We start from the raw sequence: 14178 nt of genomic DNA on the forward strand, positions 1-14178 counted from the left end.
CCGTCGGTAACGGTAGCGTCCAGCCGAAGGAGCACCACGTGACCGCCGTTGGCGACATAAGCGGCCCCACCATCAGTGACCGCCGAGCCGTCATATCCCTTCTCCGCCATCTTCGTTCGCCGGAGGGACAGGCCGACCCCCTGCCCGTCTGGGAAGGGCTGCGCTCCCTGGGTGACGTGGTACGCGCCCCCTGGGGCGCCTACTTCGTCACCTCGTTCGAGGCATGCAGCCAGGTCCTGCGCTCCAGGAACTGGCTGGTGCCGGACTTCGCCTGGCAGGAGCGGCAGCCCGACCCGCGGCGCTGGCAGGAGCTCGCCACCCAGGAGCTCACGGGCACCCTGTCCCGTATCAACGCCCCGTCGCACACCTGCCAGCGCCGCGCGCTCGGCAACCCCTTCGACCGCTCCACCCTGGAGGGCCTGCGTCCGGCGATCGCCCGCATCGTCACCGGGCTGCTGGACGACCTGGAGGAGCGCCTGCGGGCGGACGGGGAGGCCGACTTCGTGCAGACGGTCGCCGAACTGCTCCCCGTCCGCACGGTCGGCGAGTGGCTGGGCATCCCCGAGGAGCACCACGCGCACATCCTGGACTTCGCCCACCGGCAGGCGTACGCGCAGGAACTCTTCCCGACCAAGGAGCAGCTGGCGCAGGCGGGGCAGGCCACGCTGGAGATGCGGGCCTTCTTCGGCGAGCTGATCCGCGAGCGGCGGGCGCACCCTGGCAACGATGTCCTCACCGGCTGGATCCACCACTGGGACGCCCACTTCGCGGACGACCCGGAGGCCGCGGCGCGGGTGATCTACCACCTGACCATGTTCATCACCATCGCCTCGCTGGAGACCAGCGCGGTGCTGCTGACGAACGCGGTGCGCTTCGCGACGGAGGAGCCCGCCCGCGCGGAGTGGCTGCGGGCGCACCCGGAGCACATCGACGACCTGATCGAGGAGACGCTGCGCTACGACCCGCCGGTGTGGCTCAACTCCCATGTGGCCGCCGACGACACGGTCCTGGCCGGCACCCCGCTCGCCAAGGACACCACCGTGCACATCCTGTACGGGGCGGCGGCCCACGACCCGCGGCGCAACCCGGACCCGCACGTCTTCGACATCCTGCGCGACGGCGGTCACATCACGTTCGGCAGCGGCCCGCACTACTGCCTCGGCGCCCCCCTCGCCCGGTTCGAGGCGCGGGAGGCGGTCGCGCGGGTCCTGGAACGCTTCCCCACGCTCCGCCCGGCCGGACCGCCCTCCTACGACAACTCCCGTCTCGTCTTCCGCCGCATCACGTCCCTGAAGGTGACCGTATGACCGCATCGCCCCTCGCCGCACTCCCCGCCGAACAGGTGCTCAAGACCGTCCGCACCTACCGGCAGGGGCCCCTGCTCACGGTCGAACTGCACCTTCCCGAGGAGGGGAACGCGGTCGGCGACGCCATGCTGGACGACCTCCTCACCGTCCTGGACCAGCAGGACCCCGGGGTACGGGTCCTGGTGCTGTCGGCGGCGGGGGACGCGTTCTGCCTCGGCGGTGACCGGCGCGAGTTCCCTCAGCACCTGGACGCCGATCCCACCGGCGACGGGATCCGCGTCTCCGGCAAGAAGGCGCTGCGGGTGTGCGAGGCCCTCACCGCCAATCCCGCCGTCACCATCGCCCGGGTCCAGGGCAGGGCGGTCGGCGCGGGCGTGGGTCTGCTGCTCGCCTGCGACCTCAGGGTGGGAGTGGACACGGCCACCTTCCGGCTGCCCGAGCTGGCCCTGGGGGTGCCGCCCGCGTGGGGCGGGCTGCTCCCCCGGCTGATCAGCGAGGTGGGGGTGGCGCGCGTGCGGGAACTGATCCTCACGGCGCGGGTCTTCGACGCCCAGGAGGCCCTGGGTCTGTCGGTGCTGCACAAGGTGGTGCCGGCGGACGCGCTCGACGACGCGGTGATGGCGTGGGCGAAGCCCGTGCTGCGGCGTCCGGCGTCGGCGGTGCGGGTCACCAAGGCGATGCTCGATGCCCTCTCCGCCCCGACCCGGCTCGCCGACGTGTCCCTGTTCGACCCGGAACTGCTGACGGCGGTCCTCACCGGCCGGCGCGCGGCGGGCGACGGGCGCTGATCCGGGCACACACGGCGGCATCCGCCTCGGCGGGTGCCGCCGTGGTCGTGCGCGCGTGCGGGGAAAAGCCGTTGCGCCGGGCGGGCCGCCGCCCGACGCTTGGTGCCCATGCCCACCTCGATGCGGCCGGCGACCCCGGCCGACGCCGTCGCCGTCACCGCGCTGATGAACCAGGTCGACGAGCTGGAGATCGGCCGTCCCGAGACCGATCCGCACACCGTGCTGGCCGACCTGGAGCACCCCGGCACCGACCTGGAGCGGGACTCCTGGCTGGTGGAGGCCGGCGGACAACTCCTGGCCTTCGGCCTGTTGTGGGACCCGTCGGGCGGTGAGCGCATCGACGTGGACCTCTACGCGCTGCCCTCCCACCGGGCGGAAACGGACCGGATCCTGGCCGCCATGGAGGCCAGGGCGCCGGCGAAGGCCCGGGCCAACGGGGCCACGCGGGCCGTGGTGCATCTGCACCTCAACGCGGCGCCCACCCTCGACACCGGGCTGCTGAAGGAGCGGGGCTGGCGGGTGGTCCGCCGCTACCACGTGCTGCACCGCCCCCTCGACCCCGCGCGGGACCCGCTCCCGGAGCCTCCCGCCGGTGTCCGCGTACGCGGCTGCGTCACCGAGGAGGACCGGGTCCGGGTCCACGCGCTGTACCAGGAGTCCTTCGCCGGGCACTTCGGCTTCCAGCCGCGCTCCTACGAGATGTGGCTGCACGATCTCGGCGTCCGGGGGCTGGACTGGAACCTGGTGTGGATCGTCACCGCCGACGGCCTGGGCGACTGCGGTTTCCTCATCGCGCGCGACGACCGCGAGGCGATGGGGTGGATCCGCAGCGTCGGCGTCCTGCCCGCCGCCCGCGGCCGGGGTCTGGGCGGTTTCCTGCTGCGCCACGCGTTCGGCGCCTTCGCCGCGCGCGGCCGGGACACGGTGGGGCTCGGCGTGGACACGCGCAACGCCACCGGTGCGCCCCGCCTGTACGAGCGGCACGGGCTCACCCTCCACTACGCGGTCGACACCTGGGAGACGGTGGTGCGGTGACCGCGGGCCGGTGAGACCGTTCAGGCCACCGCGAGTCCCTCGACGGGGCCGGACAGCGCGGCCTTGAAGTGCCGGGTCACCTCGTCGGCGAGCACCTCGTTCCCGCCCTTGAGGAGGGCCTCCACCACCTGGGCGGCGACGTCACGCGGGTCGTTCTTCGGGACGTCCAGGGCGCGCACCATGTCGGTGTCGGTGTAGCCGAGGTGGACGCCGACGACCTGGGTGCCCTGGTCCGCGAGCTCGTGGCGCAGCGAGTTGGTGAGCGACCACAGGGCGGCCTTGCTCACGCCGTACGCGCCCGCGCCGGAGGCCCACGACAGCACCGAGTGCACGTTCACCACCGCTCCCCCGCCCCTGCGGGCGAGCACCGGGGCGAAGGCCTGGGTGACGCGCAGGGCGCCCAGGACGTTGATGTCGAGGAGGTGCGCGACGTCGGCCACGTCGTTGCGCAGCAGGCCGTTGGGGATCGTCGCCCCCGCGTTGTTGACCACGATGTCGACGTCCGGCGCCTGCTCCGCCAGCCGGGCCACGGACGCCTCGTCGGTGACCTCCAGGGCCAGCGGCACCAGCCGCGGGTCCGTCTCCGGCTCGGGGCGGCGCGCGGTGACGTACACCGTCCCGGCGCCGGCCTCCAGCAGCGCGGCGGCGAGCGCCTTGCCCAGACCTCGCTGGCCGCCGGTCACCAGCACCCGGGCTCCCTTGATCTCGGTCATGATCCCTGCTCCTCGTATCGGTGCGACACCATGTCGCGACGTAAGTGAAAGCATTTTGCTTATGTCGCCAGAGTGCGCCGGGATCACGACAGAGTCAAGTACAATTGACCTATGTCTTGGCCGTCGACCGAGCGCTACCTCATCCGCCCCGCCCCGGGCGGCCTCGCTCTGGTGCAGGAACTCCTCAACACCCGCGCCATCCCGCCGTACGGCGAGGACGTGCTCGCCGACGAGGAGAGCGGCGGCCGGTGGCTGCGGGAGGTGACCACCGCGTCGGCCGAGGCCCAGGGCTGGCCGGGCCCCTCCGGGGAGCCGCGCGCCGGGGACCTGGAGCGGGTGAGGGCGCTGCGGGAGCGGCTCGCCGCCCTGGTGAGCGGCGAGGCGGAGCCGGTCCGGGCGCCCACCGACGTCTCCCTGCGGCCGGGCCTGGACGAGGAGGGCCGGGTGGCCCTGGTACCGGTCGGAAGCCCCGGCGCGTGGCTGGAGGCGTCCGTGTGGGCCCAGGTCCTGCTCGCGCAGACGGACGGCACCTGGCAGCGGCTCAAGCTGTGCCGGGAGCCGGCCTGCCGGTCCGCGTTCTACGACCGCTCGCGCAACAACAGCGGCGTCTGGCACGACGTCCGCCGGTGCGGGAACGCCGCCAATCTCCGGGCGTCCCGGGCCCGCCGCAGGCAACGGGCCGGCGAGGCGCCCGCCGGGGAGTGACCCGGCGGGGACGATCACGCCGTCTGCGAGAATGGACGGTGTTCGCAGGGCACCGGGGGGTGCCCGTCGTCGGCCCAGGAGCGTGCACGGTGTCGCCACAGCAGGGAGACCGCCCGTCCGGGCAGGGCGGCGGACGGCCCCGGCGGCACGACCGGACGGCACCCCGCGCGGACCGCGAGCCCGCCGTCGTGAAGCGCGAGGATCTGCGCGCCGACTGCTCGGCCTGCTTCGGGCTGTGCTGCGTGGCCCTGCCGTTCGCCCGCTCCGCCGACTTCGCGCGGGACAAGCCCGCCGGACGGCCGTGCGGCCATCTGCGGGACGACTTCGGCTGCGGCATCCACGCCCGGCTGCGCGACGAGGGCTACCGGGGCTGCACCGTCTTCGACTGCTTCGGCGCCGGGCAGAAGGTCTCGCAGGTCACCTTCGGCGGCGCCGACTGGCGGCGGGATCCGGAATCGGCGTCCGCGATGTTCGCGGTGTTCCCGGTCATGCGGCAGCTGCACGAACTGCTCGCGTACACCGCCGAGGCGCTGGATCTTCCGGCGGCCCGTCCCGTCCACCGCGAGCTGCGCCGGGCGCTTGCGCGGATCGAGAAGCTGACCCGGGGCGACGCCGAGTCGGTCGCCGCGCTCGACGTGAACGCGCTGCGCGGGGAGGTCAACCCGCTGCTGCTGCGGGCCAGTGAGCTGACGCGGGCCCGGCTGCCGGGCCGCAGGAGGGACCACCGCGGCGCCGACCTGATGGGCGCGCGGCTGTCCGGGGCGGATCTGCGCGGGGCGAGTCTGCGCGGCGCGCTGCTCGTCGGCGCCGACCTCACGGGGGCGGACCTGCGCGGCGCGGACCTGGTCGGCGCCGATCTGCGCGGCGCGGACCTGTCCGGTGCCGATCTCACCGGCGCCCTGTTCCTCACCCAGGCGCAGCTGAACGCGGCGCGCGGCGACGCGGCGACCACGCTGCCGCCGTCGCTGGGACGCCCCGCCCACTGGGCGCGTGAGGGATCAGCCGGCGGCGTTGTCGACGCGTAGCCGCCCCGCTCCCGTGTGCCCCACTCGATGCGCATCTGGTCCCGCTCGGCGCGCACATGCAGGTCCCCGGGCAGCCAGTCACCCATCTGGCCGACGTTCGCATTGGTGCACCGCCTCGGTCGGTCACGGGCGTCCGGGGCCGGCCCACGGGGGCGGGCGACGGCCCCGGTACACGGGTCATTCGTTGCCGAAGACGGCCTTCTGCACCTCGTTGGGACCGTCGAACCGCTTGGTCCCGGTCTCCGACAGCTTCTTCACGAGGCCGTCGTCGGCGCCGTTGCTCCTCGCGACCGAGACGAGATCGTCCTTGGCGGCGGGGTACTCGGCGCCCTTGAGCGCCTTCTGCAGGTCGATCGGGCTGAGGTCGGCCATGGCGAGCCTCCCGTGGTGCTTCCGGCGCGGCGGGTCCGCGCGAGGACGGGCCGGGTACCCGGCGCCCGGCGAGCCGATTCAGCTCTCCTCGCAGGTCCGGCTCCCGGCACACGGGTACCGATGACTTTTCGCGTGCGCCCCCGTCTACCTCGCACACGCCCCGCACGGGGCCCGGCACGAGAGACGAGGATCCCGCCATGAGCGACGGCTGCTCCTACACCCTGACCCGCACCCTGGACGCCCCCGCCGCCACGGTCTTCCAGGCCTGGACCACGCCCGACGCGTACGCCCGCTGGGCGTACGCCGCGCCCGGCTCGGTCCAGATGGACGTACGGCCGGGAGGCGTCTGGAAGGCCGCCATGGTCACGCCCGACGGCACCGAGGTCCCGCTCACCGGGACCTACCTGGACGTCGACGAGAACCGCCTGCTGGTCGTCGGCATGGACGTGCCCGGGCGCGCCGAGCCCTCCGTGATGACGGTGGAGCTGGACGGGGACGGGCCGGCGACCCGGATCGAGCTGCGGCAGACCTGCGACACCGAGGAGGAGCGGGACATGGCCGAGCAGGGCAGCACCATGCTGCTGGACAGCCTGACCCGGTTCCTCGCGGAGGGTCCCACGGGCTGACGGACTCGCGTGGTCGCCGACGCCCACCGGTGCGACGCTGGGGTGGTCAGGTTCCCGACGAACAGCCTGGAGGGAGTCCGATGGGACGGGACGTCCCGGCGCTCACCTTCACCCGCGAGGACCGCCGCCGCTACCGGATCAAGATGCAGCAGTGCCTCGACGCGCTCGCGCAGATGCTGCGCGAGTCGCGTTTCGAGGCCGAGCGGCCCCAGGTGGGGCTCGAGATCGAGCTGAACCTGGTCGACGACCGGGCCGAGCCCGCGATGCGCAACACCGACGCCCTGGAGGCGATCGCGGACCCGGCCTGGGACACCGAGCTGGGCCGGTTCAACCTCGAGATCAACATCGCGCCCCGGCGGCTCACCGAGGGCGGTCCCGACGCGTGGGAGTCCGAGATCCGCTCCGCCCTGAACCACGCGGAGCAGCGCGCCCGTTCCATCGGCACGCATCTGATCATGACGGGCATCCTCCCCACCCTGCGCCACGAGGACGTCGGGGAGGGCGCCCTGTCGGAGAACCCGCGCTACCGGCTGCTCAACGACCAGATCTTCGCGGCGCGCGGCGAGGACCTGCACATCGAGGTGACCGGCATCGACCGGCTGCGCACCTACGCGGACACCATCACCCCGGAGGCCGCCTGCACCAGCACGCAGTTCCACCTCCAGGTCGACCCGGAGGACTTCGCGGCGTACTGGAACGCGGCCCAGGCGATCGCCGGGGTGCAGGTGGCCCTCGCGGCCAACTCGCCCTTCCTGTTCGGCAAGGAACTCTGGCACGAGACGCGGATCCCGCTGTTCGAGCAGGCCACCGACACCCGCCCCCAGGAGATCAAGGTGCAGGGGGTGCGGCCCCGGGTGTGGTTCGGGGAGCGGTGGATCACCAGCGTGTTCGACCTCTTCGAGGAGAACCTGCGCTACTTCCCCGCCCTGCTCCCCCTGTGCGACGACCAGGACCCCGCGGAGACCCTGCTGCGGGGCGACATCCCGGACCTCGGCGAGCTGACGCTGCACAACGGCACCATCTACCGCTGGAACCGCCCGGTGTACGCCGTCTCCCGCGACAAGCCGCACGTCCGCGTGGAGAACCGGGTGCTGCCGGCCGGCCCGACCGTCGCGGACACGCTGGCCAACGGCGCCTTCTACTACGGACTCACCCGCGCACTGGTGGAGGAGGACCGGCCGGTGTGGTCGCGGATGTCCTTCTCCGCCGCCGAGGACAACCTGCGCACGGCGGCCCGGTACGGCATCGACGCGCGGCTGTACTGGCCCGGGATGGGCGAGGTGCCGGCGGCCGAGCTGGTCCTGCGGCGGCTGCTGCCGCTGGCGCACCGGGGCCTGGAGCTCTCCGGCATGGACGACGCGTGGCGGGAGCCGCTGCTCGGCATCATCGAGCAGCGCTGTGTGACGGGACGCAACGGCGCGGTGTGGCAGAAGGAGATGTTCCACCACATCGACGCGACCGCGCACTGCGGGCGGCACGAGGCGCTGCGCCGCATGACGCAGCAGTACATCGACTACATGCACCTGAACGCGCCCGTGCACACCTGGCCCGTGGAGTGAGGCGGGCCGTCCCGTGCGCTCAGCCGCCGGCACGCCCCAGGATGTCCGTCACCTCCCGCCGCACCACGTCCCGCGCCTCTCCGGGCAGGCGGCCCAGGGCCGTGCCTTCCAGGGCGTCGAGCACCCGGCCCGGGTCCGCCGTCGCGGGGACGCTCCCGCTGACGACGTCGTCGCCGTCCCGTACGGCGGTGAACAGCCGCCGCCCGCCGTCCTGCTCGGCGTGCACGGCGGTGGCGACCACCAGCGGCGGCGGGCCGCCCACGTCTCCGGGCGCCTTGCGATAGGCGCTGACGAGGGGGCGGCGCCAGCGGATGCCCAGCATCAGGGGGCGCTTGGCCACCACCTCCGCCAGTTCGGCCTCGTACGTGCCGTCCCCGTCCATGACGGTCGCCCGGGCGTCCAGGACCAGCGCCGGGGGCAGCAGACAGCGCAGGGTGCTGCCCACGATGTTGCCGCCGACGGTGGCCGTCCGGCGCACGGCTCCGGTGCCGATGGAGGCGGCCGCACGGCGCAGCACCTCCGGCACGCGCTCGTCGATCTGGTGCAGCAGCACGGCGGCCCCCAGGGTCTCCCCGTCCACCACGGTGGCCTCGGGCAGCCGGCGCAGGGACATCGCCTGTTCCGGGAAGCCGTCGCGCTGCCACTGGGCCCACACGAGTGTGGCCCCGCCGACGGGCACCGCGCCCTCGGCCAGACACCGCCGGGCTTCGGACAGGGACGTGGGCAGACGCAGCAACACGGCGATCGACCTGCTTTCCTCGGCGGAGGGTCCAACAGGGGCGGAACGTACGGCACTTGACGGGGAGGGGAGGACCGGCACCGCATTCTCCGCAGCCCCCCGGGGGCGCGTACAGGGCTCACGCGCGAGGGGCGTGCTCCGATCCGGGACACCTTGCGCTCGGCCGTGTGTGTGCCCCATGGTTGACGCGCGTCACACGGCTCGTTGCCCACCTCGATCTCTCGTACCGGAAGCGGAGACCGCATGCTGAAACGCGCACTGAGACTCGTGCTGTCCGTTGTCATGCTCATGGCTGGATTGGCGGCGGGTTCCCTGGCCACCGCCGGGACCGCGCACGCCGACGGCTGCTACACGTGGAACCGCACCCTGTCCCAGGGTGCGTCCGGCGCCGACGTCACCCAGCTCCAGATCCGGCTGAGCGGCTACCCCGGCTACGGCGCCGTGCTGGCCGTCGACGGCGAGTTCGGTCCGGCCACCACCGCCGCCCTCAAGCGCTTCCAGTCCGCCTACGGCCTCGCCGCCGACGGCGTGGCCGGTCCCAACACCTTCAGCAAGCTGTACGCCCTCCAGGACGACGACTGCACTCCGGTCCACTTCGACTACTCCGAACTGAACCGCTGCAACTCGACCTGGTCGGGCGGCGCGGTGAGCGCCGCGACGGCGAAGGCGAACGCCCTGCGCACCATGTGGAAGCTGGAGGCGCTGCGGCACGCGCTCGGCGACCAGCCGATCCGGGTCACCAGCGGCTTCCGCTCCCAGTCCTGCAACAGCGCGGTGGGCGGCGCGAGCAACAGCCGCCATCTCTACGGCGACGCGGCCGACCTCGGCGCCGGGTCGCACTCGCTGTGCACCCTGGCCAAGCAGGCCCGCAACCACGGCTTCAACGGGATCCTCGGCCCCGGCTACCCGGGCCACAACGACCACACGCACGTCGACCACCGAAGCAGCCGCTACTGGTCGGCCCCGACCTGCGGCATCTGACGCCCGCGCGCACGCCTGGAAGACGCCGAGGGGGTCCCGCGCGGGACCCCCTCACCGTCGAGTGCGCCGTGATCACGGGCGACCGGACTGGGCCCGCCGTTCCCGCCACAGGGCCGTGCCGGTCGCGAGGGCGCCCAGGCCCTCCCAGGCCGCGACGCCGAGGAACGCCTCCGGCGCCCTGCCGGCGACCACGGCGACCGTGAACACCGTGCAGGTCAGCAGCCGGAACGGCACCGTCCAGCGGAAGAACGCCCGCCAGTCGGCGAGCGCGGCCAGGACGTAGTACACGCCCATGTTGAGCGCCGCCATCGACGACGCCGTCACGAACGCGGACGTGTGGTCACCGCTCCCCCGCTCACCCGGCGCCGTCAGTCCCAGCAGCGACAGCTGGGCGTCCGGCGAGAGCAGTCCCACGGCGCCGAGCGCGGCGGCGAGCACGCCGAACACGGCCATGGTCCAGCCCGAGGACGAGCGGGGCAGGGTCACGGGCTCAGCCCACCGTCCACTTCTGGTTCGCGGTGCCCGCGCAGGTCCAGATCTGCAGCCGGGTGCCGTTGGCGGAGTTGTTGCCGGTCACGTCCAGGCACTTGTCGGCCTGGGGGTTGACGATGTCACGGGCGGCGGTGACCACCCAGCGCTGGGCGGCCGTGCCGTTGCAGTCCCACAGCTGCACGGGCGTGCCGTCGGCCGTGCCGCCCGAGGCCACGTCCAGGCACTTGCCCAGCGCCCGGATCGTACCGTCGGAACCGACCGTCCAGCGCTGCGCGGCGGTGCCGTTGCAGTCGTAGAGCTGGACGGGGGTGCCGTTGACGGTGTCGGCCCCCGCGACGTCCACGCACTTGCCGGCGAGGCCGCGGATCGCGCCGCCGGTCGAGGTGTCACCGGTCGTCACCGTCACGTGGTCGACGAGGAGTTGCTGCGGGAAGACGGTGGAGCCGTCCGGGTCGCCGGGCCAGTAGCCGCCGACCGCCAGGTTGAGGATGAGGAAGAACGGCTTGTTGAACACCCACTGCCGGCCGCCCAGGTCGGCGGGCGTGCGGGTCTGGTAGACGTTGCCGTCCACGGACCAGGTGATGCGGTCCGGCGCCCAGTCGACGGCGAAGGTGTGGAAGGCGTCCGCGAAGGCCTGTCCGCCGGGGAGCGTGTAGGCCGCGCCGATGCCGCCGGACCCGAAGTAGCCGGGGCCGTGGATCGTGCCGTGCACGGTGGACGGCTCGAAGCCGACGTTCTCCATGATGTCGATCTCGCCCGAGTCCGGCCAGTTGACCGGGGTGCCGAGCATCCAGAACGCGGGCCACATGCCCTGCCCGCGCGGGATCTTCATCCGCGCCTCGATGTGCCCGTACTGCGCGGTGAACGTGCCGGAGGTGTTGAGCCGGGCCGAGGTGTACTGGCAGGTGCCGTACCAGCACTGGTAGTTGGCCGGGTTCTCCTTGCGGGCGGTGATGACCAGATGGCCCTGGCCGTCGAGCGCCGCGTTGTTGTTCCCCGCGGTGTAGTACTGCCGTTCGTGGTTGTTGACGTTGTCGCCGGTCTCGATGCGCCACTTCGACGAGTCGACCGCCGCGCCGGCGGGCCCGTCGAAGGTGTCCGAGAAGACGACGGCCGCGGCGGAGACGTCCGAGGCGGGTGCGGTGGAGCGGGCGGGTTCCGCCTGCGCGGTCGTGCCGGCCACGCCGGAGGCGAGGAGCGCGGCGGACAGGGCGGCGACCAGCCATCCGCGGCGCGTGCGCGGAGAGGACATGGCTCTCCCTTCCGTACGGCGGCCCGTGGGGACGGGCGCGCCGACCGTGGTGGGGGGTGAAGGTTCAACCACTTGATTCAAGATGTGAGATAAGAAGGCGTCAACCCCCTGGTACAGACCAGGAATTCACATCGGGCCGGACCCCCGCCCTCCGGGAAGGAGATCAGGCCGTGGTGCCCCAGGAGGTGCGGTGGGCGCAGTTCGGGTCGTGCTCGGTCGCGCACGACGTCCACCAGCGCTCGCAGCACGCCGCCTCCACCTCGGCCCGGGCCACCGCCGCGGCGGCCGCGTCCCGCCATGCCGCCCGGCGCCCCTCACGCTCCCGCAGCACGGCCACGGCCCGCCGTTCGTCGGCGATGACGGTCTCACGGACGACGCCCAGCACGGGCGCGAGGGAGGCGGCGGCCATGGCGAGGGTGGTCCAGGCGGGCACCGCACCCCAGGTGCGTACGGTGCAGAAGGCGAGCCAGAGGGCGACGGCGATGTACATGACGGTGAGTACCCGGCTGCCCCTGCTCATGCTCGTCTCCCCTGCGGTCCGTCGTCCGACGGACATCTGATGCCCCGGAAGCGCCCGCGCATGACACCGAGTTGGCGCGGACGCCGATGCGGGCCGGTCCGGCCGACGGGGGTGCGCTAGATTTTGCTCGCCCTTGACCGCGATCATTCACGATCCCTCACCCCTACGGAGCCGGCGCACCCATGAACGACATCGTCAACGGACTCGGCCGGGCCGGCGCCTACGGCGCACTCGGCCTGGTCCTTCTGGTCCTCGGCATCTTCCTGGTCGACCTGCTGCTGCCCGGCAGGCTCGGCCGGCAGATCTGGCAGGAGCGCAACCGCAACGCGGCCGTGGTGCTCAGCTCCTCGCTGCTCGGCATCGGCGGCATCGTGTTCACCTCGATCTGGACGACCTACGACGACTTCGGCAAGGGCCTGGTCTCCACGGCGGCGTTCGGCGTGCTGGGGCTGGTGATGATGGCCGTGGCGTTCTTCGTGATCGACCTGGTCACCCCCGGACGGCTGGGGGCCACGCTGGTGGAGGCCGAGCCCCACCCGGCGGTCTGGGTGACCGCCTCCTGCAACATCGCGGTGTCCGCCGTCATCTCCGCGTCCATAGCCTGACGGCTCCTCGGAACGCCCCGACGTCCGCGCGTCACCGCGCGGGCGTCGCGGCGGGCGGACGGTGTGCGCGCCGGGTCGGCCGCCGGCGAAGTTGTCTCTTTCAAAGCGTTACCGGAAAGTACACAGCGTCGTTCGCCTGCGCCGACGCGCACGGCCGGACGTCGAGACAGCACGTCCGGACCGACAGGGGGCCGCAGCTTTCGCCCTCCGACGCCGCGGCGGCCGTCAGGCCACCCGGCGCCGCTCCGGGGCGACCGCCGGGCGGGCGGGCGCCTGGGGGACACGGGCGGCCGTACGGACGCGGTACGTCGTGCGGTTGGGGTCGACGACCGGCTCGCCGAGCGTGATCCGGCCGCTCGCCTGCAGCTCGTCGCACTCGGCGGTGGGCAGCGCGGCGTAGCAGCCGCCGGTGCCCGTGGCCGGGTCGATCGGCCGCCAGTAGCTGTACCGGCGGCGGCCGCTCGCGAACACGGTGACATACGTCGGGGTGCGCGGGTCCGCGATGATGCGCAGCACGTCGGCCGTGGTCCCGGGCGACGCGGGCGCGGCGGCCGGGGACGGGACGGCGGCCGCCCGGGCGCGCCGTCTGCGGACGGTCGGCAGGTCGACGAGGGTGGTCGAGCGGTCGACGGTGGCAAGCATCTGAAGGACCTTTCCGGAGCCGGACACGAGACCGTCTACCCAGCACCGCGCCGGAGTTGATCTCCTTTTCCGATCATTGTGCAACCTCACACCGACAACGCGCGACGGTTTTCGGACGTTCCCGGTCGACGTGTCGACATGACGACCGTGACGAGCCGTCAGTCGCCGGCGAGCGGGTCGTGTCCCCAGTTCATCAGCGAGTGCCGCCAGCGCGTGTCGGTGACGTCGCCGGACGGGCGCTGTGCGAGGTGGCGGTGGATGTAGCCGACGACCTTGCGCATATGGGCGTAGTCGTCCTCCGTGAGGTCGGCGCGCCGGGTCCGCAGCAGTTCGACGATGCGCCGTCCCGAGGCGTGCCCGGTCGACTCGCCGCCGTCCTTGTGCTGCCCCGCGCTTCGCGACTCGTCGGTCCCGAGCCACTTCTCCAGGTCGCCGGGGGTCATGGTGACCAGCTTCCGGAACTCGTTCCAGGTCTCCTCGTCGTCCGCCGCCACGGCGCTCACTTCTTCTTCTTGAGCGCGGACGGCTTGTGGACCGCGGTCTTCCCGGACTTGTCGCTGCGCACCTCGTACTGGGGCTCCTCCTCGGAGGCCGCGACGGTGCGTCCGGCCGCCTCGGTCCGCTCGGTGATCTTCTGCTCGACCTCGCCCGTCGTCTCGCTGCCGTGGCTGCTCCAGGCGACGTGGTCGCCCTTGTGAAGGTCCTCCCCGGACTTCTTGCCGTCCTTCGCCATCTCCGGCGCCTCCTTCGTGTGGACCGTCGGGCCGCTCTCCACCCTGGTGGCAACGGCGGCCGCGCGCATCTCGGGCGGACAGCC

At 72.9% G+C, this 14178-nt stretch carries 18 protein-coding genes; 9 read left to right on the forward strand and 9 right to left on the reverse strand.

Annotated elements, in window-relative coordinates:
* Nucleotides 1–38 precede the first annotated feature (38 nt).
* From ACP7TJ_RS01550 to ACP7TJ_RS01560, 3 genes are all read left to right on the forward strand, one after another.
* Nucleotides 39–1307 (forward strand): cytochrome P450, encoded by a 1269-nt coding sequence (locus ACP7TJ_RS01550; protein WP_189911539.1) that lies wholly within the window; start codon nucleotides 39–41, stop codon nucleotides 1305–1307.
* Nucleotides 1304–2095 carry an enoyl-CoA hydratase/isomerase family protein gene (locus tag ACP7TJ_RS01555; protein WP_367489673.1) on the forward strand — a complete coding sequence of 264 codons (792 nt, stop codon included), beginning with the start codon at nucleotides 1304–1306 and terminating at the stop codon, nucleotides 2093–2095. The genes ACP7TJ_RS01550 and ACP7TJ_RS01555 overlap by 4 nt, the downstream gene beginning before the upstream one ends.
* A 108-nt stretch (nucleotides 2096–2203) precedes the next feature.
* A complete protein-coding gene (locus tag ACP7TJ_RS01560) occupies nucleotides 2204–3130 on the forward strand; it encodes a GNAT family N-acetyltransferase (RefSeq protein ID WP_093769803.1) in 927 nt (308 codons plus the stop codon).
* A gap of 20 nt (nucleotides 3131–3150) precedes the next feature.
* Here ACP7TJ_RS01560 and ACP7TJ_RS01565 read toward each other — a convergent pair whose 3' ends face one another.
* Nucleotides 3151–3843 (reverse strand): SDR family oxidoreductase, encoded by a 693-nt coding sequence (locus ACP7TJ_RS01565; RefSeq protein WP_167744262.1) that lies wholly within the window; start codon nucleotides 3841–3843, stop codon nucleotides 3151–3153.
* A 111-nt stretch (nucleotides 3844–3954) separates the two neighbouring features.
* On the opposite strand from ACP7TJ_RS01565, the gene ACP7TJ_RS01570 reads away from it, so the two are divergent.
* Nucleotides 3955–4548, forward strand: a complete 594-nt coding sequence (locus tag ACP7TJ_RS01570; RefSeq protein ID WP_093769805.1) for a CGNR zinc finger domain-containing protein — start codon at nucleotides 3955–3957, stop codon at nucleotides 4546–4548.
* 89 nt (nucleotides 4549–4637) lie between these two features.
* Nucleotides 4638–5573: a pentapeptide repeat-containing protein gene (locus tag ACP7TJ_RS01575; RefSeq protein WP_387622796.1), complete on the forward strand. Its 936-nt coding sequence runs from the start codon at nucleotides 4638–4640 to the stop codon at nucleotides 5571–5573.
* A 177-nt stretch (nucleotides 5574–5750) separates the two neighbouring features.
* On the opposite strand, the gene ACP7TJ_RS01580 is transcribed toward ACP7TJ_RS01575, so the two are convergent.
* The gene (locus ACP7TJ_RS01580; RefSeq protein WP_093769807.1) at nucleotides 5751–5945 is read right to left on the reverse strand and encodes a DUF2795 domain-containing protein; all 195 of its coding nucleotides are present in this window, start codon (nucleotides 5943–5945) and stop codon (nucleotides 5751–5753) included.
* Nucleotides 5946–6142: 197 nt separating this feature from the next.
* Here ACP7TJ_RS01580 and ACP7TJ_RS01585 point away from each other — a divergent pair, with 197 nt between their 5' ends.
* Nucleotides 6143–6571, forward strand: coding sequence for an SRPBCC family protein (locus tag ACP7TJ_RS01585; RefSeq protein ID WP_266394673.1), 429 nt, complete (start codon nucleotides 6143–6145; stop codon nucleotides 6569–6571).
* 80 nt (nucleotides 6572–6651) lie between these two features.
* Entirely contained in the window at nucleotides 6652–8130 is a 1479-nt protein-coding gene (locus ACP7TJ_RS01590; RefSeq protein WP_093769809.1) for a glutamate-cysteine ligase family protein, read from the forward strand.
* Nucleotides 8131–8149: 19 nt separating this feature from the next.
* Here the strand turns inward: ACP7TJ_RS01590 and ACP7TJ_RS01595 are convergent, their stop codons facing one another.
* Nucleotides 8150–8869 (reverse strand): FAD binding domain-containing protein, encoded by a 720-nt coding sequence (locus ACP7TJ_RS01595; RefSeq protein ID WP_427761821.1) that lies wholly within the window; start codon nucleotides 8867–8869, stop codon nucleotides 8150–8152.
* Between the two features lie 243 nt (nucleotides 8870–9112).
* Here ACP7TJ_RS01595 and ACP7TJ_RS01600 point away from each other — a divergent pair, with 243 nt between their 5' ends.
* The gene (locus ACP7TJ_RS01600; protein ID WP_427761822.1) at nucleotides 9113–9850 is read left to right on the forward strand and encodes a D-Ala-D-Ala carboxypeptidase family metallohydrolase; all 738 of its coding nucleotides are present in this window, start codon (nucleotides 9113–9115) and stop codon (nucleotides 9848–9850) included.
* 72 nt (nucleotides 9851–9922) lie between these two features.
* Here ACP7TJ_RS01600 and ACP7TJ_RS01605 read toward each other — a convergent pair whose 3' ends face one another.
* The 3 genes from ACP7TJ_RS01605 to ACP7TJ_RS01615 form a co-directional block, all read right to left on the reverse strand.
* Nucleotides 9923–10303 (reverse strand): hypothetical protein, encoded by a 381-nt coding sequence (locus tag ACP7TJ_RS01605; RefSeq protein ID WP_266551402.1) that lies wholly within the window; start codon nucleotides 10301–10303, stop codon nucleotides 9923–9925.
* Between the two features lie 37 nt (nucleotides 10304–10340).
* Entirely contained in the window at nucleotides 10341–11594 is a 1254-nt protein-coding gene (locus ACP7TJ_RS01610) for a lectin (protein WP_427761824.1), read from the reverse strand.
* Between the two features lie 163 nt (nucleotides 11595–11757).
* The gene (locus tag ACP7TJ_RS01615; RefSeq protein ID WP_093769812.1) at nucleotides 11758–12114 is read right to left on the reverse strand and encodes a hypothetical protein; all 357 of its coding nucleotides are present in this window, start codon (nucleotides 12112–12114) and stop codon (nucleotides 11758–11760) included.
* Nucleotides 12115–12296: 182 nt separating this feature from the next.
* Here ACP7TJ_RS01615 and ACP7TJ_RS01620 point away from each other — a divergent pair, with 182 nt between their 5' ends.
* Nucleotides 12297–12719, forward strand: coding sequence for a DUF350 domain-containing protein (locus tag ACP7TJ_RS01620; RefSeq protein ID WP_093769813.1), 423 nt, complete (start codon nucleotides 12297–12299; stop codon nucleotides 12717–12719).
* 225 nt (nucleotides 12720–12944) lie between these two features.
* On the opposite strand, the gene ACP7TJ_RS01625 is transcribed toward ACP7TJ_RS01620, so the two are convergent.
* The 3 genes from ACP7TJ_RS01625 to ACP7TJ_RS01635 form a co-directional block, all read right to left on the reverse strand.
* Nucleotides 12945–13361: a hypothetical protein gene (locus ACP7TJ_RS01625; protein ID WP_189911548.1), complete on the reverse strand. Its 417-nt coding sequence runs from the start codon at nucleotides 13359–13361 to the stop codon at nucleotides 12945–12947.
* Between the two features lie 158 nt (nucleotides 13362–13519).
* Nucleotides 13520–13864 (reverse strand): DUF3140 domain-containing protein, encoded by a 345-nt coding sequence (locus ACP7TJ_RS01630; RefSeq protein ID WP_266544075.1) that lies wholly within the window; start codon nucleotides 13862–13864, stop codon nucleotides 13520–13522.
* Nucleotides 13861–14094 carry a DUF2945 domain-containing protein gene (locus tag ACP7TJ_RS01635; RefSeq protein ID WP_093769935.1) on the reverse strand — a complete coding sequence of 78 codons (234 nt, stop codon included), beginning with the start codon at nucleotides 14092–14094 and terminating at the stop codon, nucleotides 13861–13863. Before ACP7TJ_RS01635 ends, ACP7TJ_RS01630 begins: the two co-directional genes overlap by 4 nt.
* Nucleotides 14095–14178: the final 84 nt, after the last annotated feature.

Origin of the sequence: Streptomyces sp. DSM 41931, from assembly GCF_050271085.1 — a bacterium.
GTDB lineage: Bacteria > Actinomycetota > Actinomycetes > Streptomycetales > Streptomycetaceae > Streptomyces > Streptomyces albogriseolus.

Coding starts and splice junctions, on each gene's coding strand:
- ACP7TJ_RS01555 (WP_367489673.1), top strand. CDS start 1,304: ATGACCGCATCGCCCCTCGCCGCACTCCCCGCCGAACAGGTGCTCAAG.
- ACP7TJ_RS01560 (WP_093769803.1), top strand. CDS start 2,204: ATGCCCACCTCGATGCGGCCGGCGACCCCGGCCGACGCCGTCGCCGTC.
- ACP7TJ_RS01565 (WP_167744262.1), bottom strand. CDS start 3,843: ATGACCGAGATCAAGGGAGCCCGGGTGCTGGTGACCGGCGGCCAGCGA.
- ACP7TJ_RS01570 (WP_093769805.1), top strand. CDS start 3,955: ATGTCTTGGCCGTCGACCGAGCGCTACCTCATCCGCCCCGCCCCGGGC.
- ACP7TJ_RS01580 (WP_093769807.1), bottom strand. CDS start 5,945: ATGGCCGACCTCAGCCCGATCGACCTGCAGAAGGCGCTCAAGGGCGCC.
- ACP7TJ_RS01585 (WP_266394673.1), top strand. CDS start 6,143: ATGAGCGACGGCTGCTCCTACACCCTGACCCGCACCCTGGACGCCCCC.
- ACP7TJ_RS01590 (WP_093769809.1), top strand. CDS start 6,652: ATGGGACGGGACGTCCCGGCGCTCACCTTCACCCGCGAGGACCGCCGC.
- ACP7TJ_RS01600 (WP_427761822.1), top strand. CDS start 9,113: ATGCTGAAACGCGCACTGAGACTCGTGCTGTCCGTTGTCATGCTCATG.
- ACP7TJ_RS01605 (WP_266551402.1), bottom strand. CDS start 10,303: ATGGCCGTGTTCGGCGTGCTCGCCGCCGCGCTCGGCGCCGTGGGACTG.
- ACP7TJ_RS01610 (WP_427761824.1), bottom strand. CDS start 11,594: ATGTCCTCTCCGCGCACGCGCCGCGGATGGCTGGTCGCCGCCCTGTCC.
- ACP7TJ_RS01615 (WP_093769812.1), bottom strand. CDS start 12,114: ATGAGCAGGGGCAGCCGGGTACTCACCGTCATGTACATCGCCGTCGCC.
- ACP7TJ_RS01620 (WP_093769813.1), top strand. CDS start 12,297: ATGAACGACATCGTCAACGGACTCGGCCGGGCCGGCGCCTACGGCGCA.
- ACP7TJ_RS01625 (WP_189911548.1), bottom strand. CDS start 13,361: ATGCTTGCCACCGTCGACCGCTCGACCACCCTCGTCGACCTGCCGACC.
- ACP7TJ_RS01635 (WP_093769935.1), bottom strand. CDS start 14,094: ATGGCGAAGGACGGCAAGAAGTCCGGGGAGGACCTTCACAAGGGCGAC.